This is a genomic window from Acinetobacter sp. FDAARGOS_558, from assembly GCF_003937785.1.
GTDB classification, from domain to species: Bacteria; Pseudomonadota; Gammaproteobacteria; order Pseudomonadales; family Moraxellaceae; genus Acinetobacter; species Acinetobacter baumannii.
Window position 1 is genome coordinate 2864340 of the sequence record NZ_RKJH01000001.1, and the last position, 13949, is coordinate 2878288.

At 42.0% G+C, this 13949-nt stretch carries 9 protein-coding genes; 5 read left to right on the forward strand and 4 right to left on the reverse strand.

Features of this window, described 5'->3' with window-relative positions; all coding sequences use genetic code 11:
- Positions 1-87 precede the first annotated feature (87 nt).
- The 3 genes from EGT34_RS13765 to EGT34_RS13775 form a co-directional block, all read right to left on the reverse strand.
- Positions 88-1614: a fumarate hydratase gene (locus tag EGT34_RS13765; protein WP_000207467.1), complete on the reverse strand. Its 1527-nt coding sequence runs from the start codon at positions 1612-1614 to the stop codon at positions 88-90.
- Positions 1615-1840: 226 nt separating this feature from the next.
- Positions 1841-3985, reverse strand: coding sequence for a phosphate acetyltransferase (pta, locus tag EGT34_RS13770; RefSeq protein ID WP_001092292.1), 2145 nt, complete (start codon positions 3983-3985; stop codon positions 1841-1843).
- Positions 3986-4028: 43 nt separating this feature from the next.
- Complete coding sequence (locus EGT34_RS13775; protein WP_000236000.1) at positions 4029-5231, reverse strand: acetate/propionate family kinase; 1203 nt, start codon at positions 5229-5231, stop codon at positions 4029-4031.
- A gap of 762 nt (positions 5232-5993) precedes the next feature.
- Between EGT34_RS13775 and edd the strand changes: the two genes are divergently transcribed.
- From edd to EGT34_RS13800, 5 genes are all read left to right on the forward strand, one after another.
- Positions 5994-7847 carry a phosphogluconate dehydratase gene (gene edd, locus EGT34_RS13780; protein ID WP_000365485.1) on the forward strand — a complete coding sequence of 618 codons (1854 nt, stop codon included), beginning with the start codon at positions 5994-5996 and terminating at the stop codon, positions 7845-7847.
- A gap of 20 nt (positions 7848-7867) precedes the next feature.
- Positions 7868-8488, forward strand: a complete 621-nt coding sequence (gene eda, locus EGT34_RS13785) for a bifunctional 4-hydroxy-2-oxoglutarate aldolase/2-dehydro-3-deoxy-phosphogluconate aldolase (protein WP_000034283.1) — start codon at positions 7868-7870, stop codon at positions 8486-8488.
- Between the two features lie 195 nt (positions 8489-8683).
- Entirely contained in the window at positions 8684-10042 is a 1359-nt protein-coding gene (locus EGT34_RS13790) for a gluconate:H+ symporter (protein ID WP_000450961.1), read from the forward strand.
- 17 nt (positions 10043-10059) lie between these two features.
- Positions 10060-10572, forward strand: coding sequence for a gluconokinase (locus tag EGT34_RS13795; protein WP_001978744.1), 513 nt, complete (start codon positions 10060-10062; stop codon positions 10570-10572).
- A gap of 172 nt (positions 10573-10744) precedes the next feature.
- A complete protein-coding gene (locus EGT34_RS13800) occupies positions 10745-12373 on the forward strand; it encodes an NADP-dependent glyceraldehyde-3-phosphate dehydrogenase (protein WP_001072702.1) in 1629 nt (542 codons plus the stop codon).
- Between the two features lie 105 nt (positions 12374-12478).
- On the opposite strand, the gene EGT34_RS13805 is transcribed toward EGT34_RS13800, so the two are convergent.
- Positions 12479-13744: a glutamate-5-semialdehyde dehydrogenase gene (locus EGT34_RS13805; RefSeq protein WP_001154159.1), complete on the reverse strand. Its 1266-nt coding sequence runs from the start codon at positions 13742-13744 to the stop codon at positions 12479-12481.
- Positions 13745-13949: the final 205 nt, after the last annotated feature.

Here is a 13949-nt window from a genome sequence, read left to right on the forward strand (position 1 = left end):
TTGGCGAACCAATTGTTACAATTCTTTTCAATTTCAAAAAAATATTAAAAGGCATAAAAAAAGCACCGAATCCGGTGCTTTTCTTGATTAGCCAGCTGCGGCATCGATTACTGGAATTTTACCAATTTTCGCTTGCCAGATTTTTGGAGCTACTGCGTGAATTGATGTACCGTTTACATCAACTGCAACAGATACAGGCATATCTTCCACTACAAATTTGTAGATTGCTTCCATACCCAAATCTGCAAATGCAACCACTTCAGCTTCGCGAACAGCTTTAGATACGAGGTAAGCTGCACCGCCCACTGCCATAAGGTAAGTTGCTTTGTTGTCCTTGATTGCTTCAATTGCTGTAGGACCACGATCAGCTTTACCGATCATACCGAATAGACCAGTATGCTCGAGTACTTTACGTGTGAATTTGTCCATACGTGTAGCCGTTGTAGGACCGGCAGGACCAACCACTTCATCACGTACCGGATCAACAGGACCAACGTAGTAAATAAACTTACCTTTAAGATCAACCGGTAATTCTTCACCATTGTCGATCATTTCAACCATACGTTTGTGTGCAGCATCACGACCTGTGTACATTGTTCCGCTAAGAAGTAATGTGTCACCCGGTTTCCAAGAGTCCATTTCTTCTTGAGTAATGGTATCAAGGTTTACACGTTTAGATTGTGAAGCATCCCAAGTTACAGATGGGTAGTCTTCAAGTTTTGGTGCTTGAATATGAGCTACACCTGAACCGTCAAGCTGGAAGTGAGCGTGACGAGTCGCAGCACAGTTAGGAATCATACCTACTGGTTTGCCAGCAGCGTGACATGGGTAGTCTTTGATTTTAATGTCAAGAACAGTGGTTAAACCGCCAAGACCTTGTGCACCAATACCAAGAGCGTTTACTTTTTCAAAGATTTCGATACGAAGTTCTTCGATTTTGTTCTCTGGTCCACGGCGAAGTAATTCGTCCATGTTGATTTCTTCCATGAGTGCTTCTTTCGCAAGCATCATGGCTTTTTCAGCAGTACCACCAATACCGATACCGAGCATACCAGGAGGACACCAGCCTGCACCCATAGTTGGAACGGTTTTAAGAACCCAGTCAACAATCGAGTCAGATGGGTTAAGCATCGCAAGTTTAGATTTGTTTTCTGAACCGCCACCTTTAGCAGCAACAGTAATATCTACTTTGTTACCTGGTACGAGTTTGTAGTGAATAACGGCAGGGGTATTGTCTTTTGTATTTTTACGACCAAATGCAGGGTCAGCAAGAACAGATGCACGAAGAACGTTGCTGTTTTCAAGGTAACCTTGGCGAACACCTTCATTTACTGCATCGTCTAAGCTCATTGTTAAATCAAATTTAACATCTAAGCCCACTTCAAGGAAAACGTTAACAATACCAGTATCTTGGCAAATTGGACGATGACCTTCCGCACACATGCGAGAGTTAATTAAAATCTGTGCAATTGCATCCTTTGCAGCTTTGTTTTCTTCGCGATCATAAGCACGGCTCATCGCTTGGATAAAGTCTTGCGGGTGATAGTACGAAATAAACTGTAGGGCGTCCTTGATTGATGTAATCAAGTCATCTTGTTTGATAATCGTTGTCATACCAAAAAATCTCTTGAGCGGGCTGTTAGCTAGCGGGCTAAATTATATGACAAAAAGACAATCTTGTGGGGGATTGGTTGATCTTTTGACCGAAAGTCGAATAACACAAAGGCTAAGTTATTTAAAATTAAGAACAACCTAGAATCAGGCTTATTTTTAAAAAATAAAAAAAGCCATTTGAGCGGATATCAAATGGCGAGAGGTAGAAAAGATTAAATGATATTAATTATTTGGCAGCAGCTTGCTGCTCGGCCTGAATGGCTGTTAATGCAATAGTAAAGACGATGTCATCTACTAAAGCACCACGAGACAAGTCATTGACTGGCTTATTTAGGCCTTGCAGCATTGGGCCAACGCTAACTACATTTGCTGCACGTTGTACTGCTTTATAGGTTGTGTTTCCTGTATTTAAGTCTGGGAAAATAAATACATTGGCACGGCCAGCAACGCGTGAGTCTGGCGCCTTTTGGCGTCCTACACTTTCAACTGAAGCCGCATCGTATTGTAGTGGACCGTCAATCAGTAAATCAGGGCGACGTTGCTGTGCAATTTGAGTCGCTTGCTGTACTTTCTCAACATCAGCACCCGTTCCAGATGTACCAGTTGAGTAGCTGATCATGGCAATACGTGGGTCAATTCCAAACGCTTTTGCAGAATCAGCAGACTGAATCGCAATTTCGGCAAGCTGGTCGGCTGTAGGGTCCGGGTTAATTGCACAGTCACCATAGACATAGACTTCATCCGGTAAAAGCATAAAGAAAATGGATGAAACCAGTGAGTACGCCGGTGCGGTTTTAATCAGCTGGAACGCTGGACGCACTGTATTGGCGGTTGTATGAACTGCCCCCGAAACTAATCCATCCACATGATCTAAAGCCAGCATCATGGTGCCGAGAACTACAGTATCTTGTAATTGCTCTTTAGCTTGTAGGTCGTTGAGTTTGCCTTTGCGGAGTTCAACCATTGGAGCAATATATTGGTCACGGATCTGATCTGGATCAATAATTTCTAACCCAGCTGGTAACTCGATACCACGTGCTTTTGCTACGTCATGTACAGCTTCTGGTTTTGCTAACAAAATACAATGCGCAATACCACGAGCCTGACATATAGCAGCAGCTTCAATAGTACGTGGCTCATCGCCTTCTGGAAGGACAATCCGTTTTTTAGCTGCAATCGATTTTTGTACCAGTTCATGACGGAATGCAGAAGGGGAAAGGCGTGGTGTAGCACCGTTATTACTATGCTGTTTAAGCCATTCGACATCTATGTGGCTGGAAACAAATCGGGTCACTTGCTCGGCACGTTCAGTGTCATCGGTTGGAATTTCATTACCAAAATCGGATAGGCGCTGCGCAGTTTCTAGTGTATTTAAATGGGTATGTAAAATTGGCAACCCTTGTTTAATTGCACTTTGGCAAAACTCTAAAAGCTTGGGAGCAGGAGCTTCACGCTCAGTCAACACCAAGCCTGCCAGTGGAATACCATTACTGGTGGCGAGACTACTTGCCAGTAATACATCGGTACGTTCAGAGGCGCTAATGATCAGTTCACCAGCAATGAATTTATTCAGTTCATATTCAATGCTTGAGGCAATTAAACTTGAGTGCAAAATACGACGTGTTTTTGCTTCGCCTTGATTTACCCATTGGCCATCAATCACGCTGGCGATGTCTAATGTTCTAGGTACACTTAAGGTATTACTAAACGGAACTAGACCAATAATTGGTAAATCGCTTGATCCAAAGTAGCGGTTATATTTTTGCAATTCTGCCGTAAATTTTGCGATGTCTTCAGTTGGACGTAACGACGGGTCAAATGCGACAGGTATTTGAGCTGTCTCTTCAGACAACCCGCGTGTACGCATAAAGAGTACGCCCGCTGTTCGGTTAGAGGTTGCACCACCAAACTGCCGTAAGTGAGCTTCAACTTTCTCTGCTGTTTTACGTGGGTTTTGAATATCTGCTGTACTGACTAAAACCACTTCAGCATCAAGCGCTTGAGCAAGGCTTGCATTAAGTTCACTGGCAAAATGGTCTTGCCCATTTGGTAATAAGCCTTCAACAATAATCACATTATTGTCTGCTGCGATACTGCGATGAAGACTTACTGCTTCTTCAAGTAACTCATCGACTTCACCAGCCGCAATGCGTTGGGTTAGCTTTTCATGAGAAATGGATTGAACAGTTTTGCTTTGAAATAAATGACCAAATAAAGAGGTAGTTCGGTCTAAATTTTCTTGATCTACCTGAGAGAACGGTTTTAAAAAGCCTGCTTTAATCCCATTACAATCAAGTGCATAAATCATACCTAAGCAGGCAGAGGTTAAACCAACCCCTTCACCTGTAGGAATTAATAAAATTGTATTCATATAAACCTATAAATAAATGAATAGCGTTTTTTGACTTCTGTAATTAAGCAAGGCTAACTTCAGGAGATGTATTTTGTGAAACCTCTACAACCTGACGAGTTTCTTTGGCAATACGGCCTTCTTCATCGGTTGGAATTACCCAGATTTGTGGACCTGTACCGCTATCAATACGGCCTTCTGTACCACGTTTTAAATTGTTGTTCTGGTCTTTATCGAGCTGTAAACCGAAATGAGGTAAATAAGCTAGAGTTTTTTCACGAATATAAGCAGAGTTCTCACCAATACCGCCTGTAAAGATCAAGCCATCAATACTTGGTAAACCACAGCTTAGGGCAGCAAGTGATTTTGCAAGGCGATAGCTAAATACTTCAATCGCGAGGCAAGCATCTTCATTGCCATTTTCAGCAGCTTCAATCACTGTACGCATATCGTTAGAGAGCTGTGATAGGCCGAGTAATCCACTTTCGTTATTTAAAACTTTATCGATTTTTGCTAAGTCCCAGCCAAGATTTTTAGCAAGGAAGCTGTGTAAGCTTGGATCGACATCACCACTACGTGTTCCCATTACAACACCTTCAAGTGGAGTAAGGCCCATAGAAGTATCAACACTTTGTCCATTCCACACTGCACAAGTCGAGCTACCATTGCCCAAGTGTGCTGTTAACCAACCGCCTTTTTGGAATTTTCCTGCCAGTTCACTGCCGCGGTCAGACACATAAGCATGGCTTGTACCGTGGAAACCATAGCGACGAACATTATGTTCTGTATATAAAAACTTAGGGATTGCATAACGGTATGCATGTGCAGGCATAGTTTGATGAAATGCGGTGTCAAATACGGCAACTTGAGGTAATTCAGGGAAAAGGCGCATCGTTGCTTCAATCCCGATTAAGTGAGCAGGATTATGAAGCGGTGCAAGCGGAGTGGCTGCACGAATACGTTCTACAATTTCAGGGGTGAGTAATTCAGCTTTGGTAAGGCTTCCACCATGTACGACACGGTGACCGATTGCTTGAGGTTTATAGTTTGCAAGACGTGCAAGTAAAGTTTCTAAAGCTTTGGCGTGGTCAGCATAAGGAATTGAAAGCTCTAGCGGTTCTCCACCGACGGTAATCCCTTTAATACGAGCATCAGCTGCCCCTAAGTTTTCTGCTAAACCGTAAATACGATCTTCACGACGCTCTGAAACCAGTGCGTATTTAATAGATGAAGAACCGCAATTAATAACTAATACTGATGTAGCCACGTTGAAATACCCAAGTCCTGATATAAAAATAGTTTTCCTAACTTCCTGATCAAAAGGCATTAATTGTGTGATGCATTAAGAGCAGGTTGTGATGTTTTAACATGTGTTGTTTTTCTGTCCAAGATAGACTTTAGCCCATTAGACTTAAGCACTATCGACCATTAAATTTTTTATAACTAATATTCGCTCAGTATAAAGCTTAACCACTGTATTTATTGTTTTTTTGTAGAAGAATTAAACAGTTTTTTGTATATATTTATGAAAGGTAGATTTCTATTTAATGTATTTTTCAAATATTTGGTATAAATTTTTTAAGAAAAAAGAAGTGCTGTTATTTTAATCAAACTAGAGGGGAGTATTACAAATAATATACGTAAATGAAATTAAATTTTAATCGTTTATATATAAGTTAAAATGAATAAATCATAAACATTTTTAATATAAAACTTAGTATAAAAAAGTCGGTATTAATACATTTATAAGAATAATTTATTGCTTTGATATTATGAGAATTTTCTCATAGTTAATAGAGGCAGACATACCAATAAATATAGTCAAGAATAAAACCAGCTTCTCGTTTAAAACTTAAACATAATTTGTATTTAATACCGATGCTCGAGTATTACCGTAAAGTTGACTAGGGCTTGCATGTCGCTTTTTGCCTTAATAATATTGTTCCTCCCCCTTATCAAATGATGATGAAATATATCATTTGGTCTATTTTTATGTTCCGGCTTATCCGGTTGTACAGGAGCGTCCAGCATGGACTTGCCGAATCCAGTATTGGCAAAAGTTACTGAACGTGTAATTGCGCGTAGCCAAAAAACTCGTTCTGCATATTTACAACGTATTGAACATGCCCAAGGCAAATTCCCAGCTCGTGGTGCACTCTCATGTGCCAACCTGGCTCATGGTTTTGCTGGCATGGAAGATAATGAAAAATTAATTATTAAAGTTGGCCGTGAACCAAATATTGGCATTGTGTCTTCATATAATGAAATGCTTTCAGCACATGCCCCATATAAAACATTCCCTGACATTATAAAAACAGCTGCACGTGAAAATGGTGGTGTTGCACAGTTTGCGGGCGGTGTACCGGCAATGTGTGATGGTATTACTCAAGGTAATGCCGGTATGGAATTATCACTATTTTCACGTGAAACCATTGCGATGGGGACTGCGATTGCACTTTCCCATAACATGTTCGATGCCGCATTGTGTCTCGGGGTATGCGATAAGATTGTTCCGGGCTTGCTGATTGGTGCTTTGCAGTTTGGTTATCTACCAACCATTTTTGTACCTGCGGGGCCAATGAGTAGCGGTTTGTCGAATGATGATAAAGCTAAAATCCGCCAGCAATTCGCGACAGGTCAAGTAGGACGCGATGCCTTACTTGAAGCTGAATCGGCTGCCTATCATGGTCAGGGCACATGTACATTCTATGGTACTGCGAACAGTAACCAAATGTTGATGGAGGTGATGGGCTTACATTTGCCAAGTGCGGCATTTGTTCATCCTCATACGCCATTACGTGATGCGCTCACTGCCGAAGCTGCTAAACGTGTACTTGACTTAACTGCCGAGCGAGGCAACTACACGCCGATTGGCCATGTTATTGATGAAAAAGCCATTATTAATGGTATTGTGGCTTTATTGGCTACAGGTGGTTCAACCAACCATACGTTGCATCTTATTGCGATTGCACGTGCGGCTGGCATCTTAATTGACTGGGATGACTTTGATGAGTTGTCTGCTGTTGTTCCATTGCTCGCAAAAATCTATCCAAATGGCAAGGCCGATGTAAACCATTTCCAAGCTGCGGGTGGGGTAGCATTCCTTATTCGTAACTTACTTGAGGCTGGTTTGTTACATAACGATGTGACGACCGTCGCTGGTAAAGGTTTACAGCATTACACCAAAGAACCGAAATTGATTGACGGTAAGCTTACTTGGGTTGACGGGGTAGTTCAAAGCCTTGATGACAAGGTACTCCGTAGCATTGATGCGCCGTTTCAGCCAGATGGCGGCTTGCGCTTAATGCAAGGTCGCCTTGGCCGTGGTGTTATCAAGATTTCTGCGGTTGCACCAGAGCACCGTAAAGTGAAAGCACCGGCAATTGTTTTTGACTCGCAAGAAGCGGTACAGGCAGCGTTTGATCGTGGTGAATTACACCGAGACTTTATTGCGGTTGTTCGTTTCCAAGGTGCGCGTGCTAATGGTATGCCTGAGTTGCACCGCTTGACTCCTGTGTTGGGTGTTTTACAAGATCAAGGCTTCCATGTTGCATTAGTAACCGATGGCCGTATGTCTGGTGCTTCAGGCAAAGTACCGGCAGTCATTCATTTGTCTCCAGAAGCGTTATTGAACGGTCCGATTGGCAAAGTTCAAACCGGAGATATATTAATTATTGATGCTGAAGCTGGTGTACTCGATATTGAGTTAGATGAGCAGACTTGGCAGTCACGTCCTGTTGCTCAACCAGAACATCAGGCAGAAAACGAAGTTGGTTTTGGCCGTGAATTATTTGGTGTGTTCCGTGCGGCAGCAGCGCCTGCTGAACATGGCGCATCTGTGTTTGGTGCACTTGTTGGCGAAGAGCCACAAGGGCAGATTTAAGACAAAGGAATTACAAAGTAATGAGCAAGATTGAAGATGTTGTCAAATTAGGTCCAGTAATTCCAGTGTTGGCTTTTGACTCTGCCGAACAAGGTGAACATGTATCACGTGCGTTGCATGCTGGCGGTGTAAAGGTACTGGAAATTACTTTACGTACAGCAGCTGGGCTTGCTGCCATTGAACGTGCATCTCAGTTAGCAGATGACATTGTGGTGGGTGTGGGAACAATTACCAAGCCTGAGCATTGTGCACAAGCTAAAAAAGCTGGTGCTAAATTTGGGGTATCACCTGGTTTGACCAAAGACTTGCATTTGGCTGCACAAGATGCAGGTTTACCTCTTTTACCAGGCGTAATGACACCGAGTGATCTCATTCAAGCGATTGAGTTGGGCTACGACATTGTGAAGTTTTTCCCTGCTCAACAGGCAGGTGGGGTTGAGATGCTAAAAGCATTTTATGGTCCATTTCCAAACTTACGTTTCTGCCCAACAGGTGGAATTACAGCAGAGACAGCTCCAGATTTCTTAAAGCAACCTAATGTGGTGTGTGTAGGTGGGTCATGGTTAACGCCTAAACCTGTTGTCGCTGCACAAGATTGGGCTGAAATTACCCGTTTAGCCCAAATTGCAAGTCAGTTGTGAGTTTTACGAAAGTAATTGTGGTTTAAAAATCTAAAGTGTCTTTTAGGTGCTTTAGATTTTTTGTGATGCTGTGACTGGCGGTTGCCAGTCATACTAAATATAAAAAATGAGTGCTTCAACAATGAGTATATCTCTGGTTGAAGACCTTTATTTAGGCAGTGCCTAGATAACATTATTCCAAGGAGAAAGTGTCACATGGAGACGGTTCAGGGTGGCATGTTGCTTGTCTATACTTTAATTGCGATCGTTGCTTTGATTGTCATGATCGCGAAGTTTAGAATTTACCCCTTTTTAGTTCTTATTATTGTTTCTCTTGGTTTAGCTCTTGCAGTTGGCATGCCAATGGACGGGATTGTTAAATCATATGAAGCAGGTACCGGTAAAACACTAGGTCACCTTGCGATTGTGATTGCGTTAGGAACCATGCTTGGCAAGATGATGGCTGAGTCAGGTGGTGCAGAACGAATAGCAATTACTTTAATTAAATGGTTTGGTGAAAAACATATTCACTGGGCCATGATGTTCATTGCGTTAATTGTAGGGCTTCCGGTATTTTTTGAAGTTGGTTTTGTACTTCTTATTCCAATTGCATTCAATATTGCCAAACGTACAGGTAAATCATTATTAATTGTTGGTTTACCTATGGTTGCGGGTCTATCGGTCGTACATGGGTTGATTCCACCGCATCCAGCCGCTTTGCTTGCGGTACAGGCTTACCATGCCGACATCGGTAAAACCATTATGTACAGTTTGTTGGTTGGCGTCCCGACGGCGGTTGTTGCAGGTCCATTGTATGCATTATGGATTAACAAATATGTCAAATTGCCTGAAAATAATCCTTTAGCAAAGCAGTTTGTTGAAGCAGATGCTAACAACACACGTGAATTGCCGAGCTTTGGGATAACCTTATTTACGATCATGCTACCGGTTGCATTGATGCTAGTTGGTAGTTGGGCAGATGTTTTCTTTGCACCAAAAACGTTCCCAAATGAGTTATTACGCTTTATTGGTACTTCTGATATTGCATTGCTTATTGCTGTTTTGGTCAGCTTTATTACTTTTGGTACCATGCAGGGTTTTAACCGTGAACAAATTGAAAAATTCTGTGGTGGATGTCTGGCTTCAATTGCGGGTATTTTGCTGATTGTTGGTGCTGGTGGTGGTTTCGGCGGTATTTTAAGAGACAGTGGAATTTCTAATGAAATCGTCTCTACTGCTTTAAAAGCAAACCTTTCACCATTGTTATTAGGATGGCTTGTTGCTGCTCTCATACGTCTGGCAACAGGTTCGGCTACTGTTGCGATGGCCACGGCTTGTAGCATTGTTGCACCTATTGCGGCAGCAGCAGGTGTAGTCGTTAGACCTGAACTTTTAGTATTAGCGACAGGTTCTGGATCATTAATTTTCTCGCATGTAAACGATGCTGGTTTCTGGCTAATCAAAGAATATTTTGGAATGACAGTTGGGCAGACACTGAAGACTTGGTCTGTACTGGAAACAATTATTTCGGTACTTGGTTTGTCTTTCACATTGTTGCTTAGTGCTGTTTTGTAATTAGAGGTAGGTAATCCATGATAGTGATAGCAATGGGTGTTTGTGGCACAGGGAAAACCCTTATTGGTGAGTTGTTATCAGAGCGTTTGGCTTGTGAGTTTCTTGATGGCGATACGCTTCATTCAGCTGCAAATAAAAGTAAGATGAGCCAAGGTATCCCTTTAACCGATGAAGACCGCTTGCCGTGGTTGCAAGCTATTCGTCAGGCAATTGAAGCAAAACAAAGAGATGGTGAAACGGCTGTGTTTACATGCTCATCTTTAAAGCGGATGTATCGCGATATTTTAAGAGGGCAGGACCAAAATGTTAAGTTTGTATATCTAAAAGGTTCTTATGAACTATTACAGCAAAGACTTGCAGAAAGATCTGGTCATTTTTTTGATCCAGCATTGTTACAAACCCAACTAGATACATTAGAGGAACCTGATGTGAATGAAGCAATTGCTATTGATATTGCTCTCACACCAGAACAGATCATTGAACAAGTTATCCAGAAGCTAGGGGTAACTGATAGTGTGTGTCGGGGGTAAATTCAACTAGAAAATATCGAAACTATCCATGCTTTAAGAATTCACCTTGTGGTCTACGGTTCAAGCAAGGTGAGTACTGATAATAATAGTGGTATTGATCCGAAGAAGAACTGATTACAGTGTACGGTTCGGGGATATATAAAGACATACAAATAATAAGGTATTAAGAAGAATGAATCAGTTAAATAATTTACAGCATAAATTTCCAGTAGTGGACGGTATTCCTGAAAGTGTACGTTTGCCATCTCAAATTCATCAGCGTGTCTCACTCGTGGATGGTGAGTTGAAGTTATGGGCTGGTGCAACCAAGAAAACATTATCTCCGATCTGGATTCAGCAGCCTGACGGTAGCCTACAGCAAGTTGAACTTGGTAGTTATCCAGTCATGGGCGAAAAAGAAAGCGATGAAGCATTAGAAGCAGCGGTACGAGCTTATAACAATGGTCGTGGCGAATGGCCAATGATGAAGGTTAGTGAGCGTATTGCATGTATGCAAAATTTCATTCAGCGCATGGTAGAGCAACGAGATCTGATTATTAAGCTGATCATGTGGGAAATTGGCAAGAGCTTGGCTGATTCAGAGAAAGAGTTTGATCGTACTATTACCTACATGCGTCAAACCATTGATGCCCTGAAGGATCTAGATAATGCCAACTCCCGCTTTGTAATTGCTGAAGGCACCATTGGTCAAATTCGTCGTACTCCATTAGGTGTTGTGTTGTGTATGGGACCATACAACTACCCACTGAATGAAACCTTCGCAACCCTGATACCGGCTATGCTGATGGGTAATACTATTATTTTTAAACCACCTCAATTTGGAACTTTACTATTTGAACCATTGTTAGAGGCATTTCGTGATTCATTTCCAAAAGGGGTGATCAATACCATTTATGCACCAGGTTCTCTAGTGGTGCCGCATTTGCTGGCATCTGGGCAAATTAATGTACTGGCACTGATTGGTTCTAGTAAAGTGGCTGACCACTTGAAAAAACAACATCCAAAATCTCACCGTCTGCGTGCGATTCTGGGGTTGGATGCAAAGAATGCAGCCATCATTTTGCCAGATGCTGATTTGGACCTGACAGTGAAAGAGTGTCTGTTGGGCGCATTGTCATTCAATGGTCAGCGTTGTACAGCTTTAAAAATGCTGATGGTGCACCGTTCGATAGCCGATGAGTTTGTTAACCGTTTAACGACTGAGCTGGCTAAACTGAAAGTAGGTATGCCGTGGGAAAAAGGTGTATCTATTACGCCGCTACCAGGCATGCACCGTACAGCCTACATGACTGAAGTGATTGAAGATGCGGTGGCAAAAGGAGCAAAAGTGGTTAATCCGGAAGGTGGTGAATTCTGCAAAACCATGTTCTATCCAGCCGTAGTTTATCCAGTGACTGAGGGGATGAGACTGTATCGCGAAGAACAGTTTGGCCCAGTGGTACCAGTTGCTGTTTATGATGATATTGAAACTGTATTGGATTATGTCACTACTTCTGATCATGGTCAGCAGGTGAGTATTTTTGGTAGTGACCCAGCGCAAATTGGTCATTTGGTCGATACACTTGTACATCAAGTTTGTCGTGTAAACATCAACTGTCAGTGTCAACGTGGTCCTGATGTATTCCCATTTGGTGGTCGTAAAGATTCTGCAGAAGGTACACTTTCTGTGCATGATGCGCTTCGTGCATTCTCGATTCGCTCTATGATTGCGGCTAAACAGACTGATGACAGTAAAGGTATGCTGGCTTCTATGGTGTCTGAGCACTATTCGAAATTTGTGAATACCGACTTTATTTTCTAATTGATCTATGGTTAAAAAAACCAGCCTTCGGGCTGGTTTTTCTGTGGGAAATAACAAAATAAAAACGCCTGATATGGATCAGGCGTTTTTATTTAAGTAGGAGACTTATTGACGAATTTGACCGTCACCTAACACAATCCATTTTTGAGAAGTTAAACCTTCTAAGCCAACAGGGCCGCGTGCATGAATCTTATCTGTTGAGATACCAATTTCAGCACCTAAACCATATTCAAAGCCATCGGCAAAACGAGTTGATGCATTAACTACGACGGAGCTTGAATCTACGCGAGCTAGGAACTGACGTGCCAAAGTATAGTTCTCTGTCACAATTGCATCGGTATGATGCGAACCATATTTGTTGATATGGTCAATTGCTTCATCAATACCACTCACCACTTTAACTGCAAGAATCGGCCCTAAATATTCGGTATACCAATCTTCTTCTGTCGCAGGTTTGACAGTAGTACCCAAAATACGACGTGTTTCTGGGCAACCACGTAGCTCAACTTGTTTTTCAGCATAAAGCTCAGCAATGTGTGGTAAGAAAACTTCTGCAATTTTTTCATCAACGAGCAGAGTTTCCATTGCATTACAAACGCCGTAACGATGTGTTTTAGCATTCAAGGTAATTGGTAACGCTTTTTGTAAGTCTGCTTGAGCTTCTACAAACACATGACAGTTACCATCAAGATGCTTAATCACAGGAATACGAGCTTCGTTGGTTACACGCTCAATTAAGCTTTTACCACCACGTGGAACAATGACATCTACATACTCAGCCATAGTAATGAGGTGACCAACCGCTGCGCGGTCAGAAGTTTCAATCACTTGTACTGAGTGCTCAGGTAAACCAGCAACTTTTAAGCCATGCTTCACCGCTTCTGCGATTGCTTTATTTGACTCAAGTGCTTCTGAGCCACCACGTAAAATAATAGCATTGCCCGATTTAATTGCTAAAGATGCAGCTTCAAGTGTGACATTTGGACGTGATTCGTAAATCATACCAACGACACCTAGAGGTACACGCATTTTCCCAATTTGAATGCCTGTGGGGCGATATGCAAGATCCGTAATTTCCCCAATTGGATCGACAAGCGCGATCACATCTTTTAAACCTTGCAACATCCCTTTAAAACGTGCGGGCGTAAGCTCAAGACGATCAAGTAAGGCGCTGTCGAGCTGGTTGCTACGGCCTTTTTCCATGTCGATTTGATTCGCCGCCAAGATAGCTGCTTGGTTGTTTTCCAAAGCAGTATAAATGGCAGAGAGCGCATGATTTTTAAGTGAGGTAGAAGCACTTGTTAAGACGCGTGAAGCATCACGTGCTTGTTGCCCAACTTTTTGCATATATTGTTCAATTGAATCTTGCATAGCATTTTTTAATCATTTACCAATGACTACGATAGTAGCAGTCAAATGCGGAACAATGAATGGCTTTTTTTCAAAAATGTGATCGCTATAAAAAAACATTTAAATATTTTGCAAACTATTAGCGGCTTAAACAGGATGAGCGGTCAATTCAGCGATTGCGTATATTTCAGACAATTGTTTAGAATGTTATTGTGCAATACAAACA

Bases quoted from the DNA above. Each gene is read 5' to 3' on its own strand.
- eda (WP_000034283.1), top strand. From the start codon at position 7,868: ATGAGCAAGATTGAAGATGTTGTCAAATTAGGTCCAGTAATTCCAGTG.
- EGT34_RS13790 (WP_000450961.1), top strand. From the start codon at position 8,684: ATGGAGACGGTTCAGGGTGGCATGTTGCTTGTCTATACTTTAATTGCG.
- EGT34_RS13800 (WP_001072702.1), top strand. From the start codon at position 10,745: ATGAATCAGTTAAATAATTTACAGCATAAATTTCCAGTAGTGGACGGT.
- EGT34_RS13795 (WP_001978744.1), top strand. From the start codon at position 10,060: ATGATAGTGATAGCAATGGGTGTTTGTGGCACAGGGAAAACCCTTATT.
- pta (WP_001092292.1), bottom strand. From the start codon at position 3,985: ATGAATACAATTTTATTAATTCCTACAGGTGAAGGGGTTGGTTTAACC.
- EGT34_RS13765 (WP_000207467.1), bottom strand. From the start codon at position 1,614: ATGACAACGATTATCAAACAAGATGACTTGATTACATCAATCAAGGAC.
- EGT34_RS13805 (WP_001154159.1), bottom strand. From the start codon at position 13,744: ATGCAAGATTCAATTGAACAATATATGCAAAAAGTTGGGCAACAAGCA.
- edd (WP_000365485.1), top strand. From the start codon at position 5,994: ATGGACTTGCCGAATCCAGTATTGGCAAAAGTTACTGAACGTGTAATT.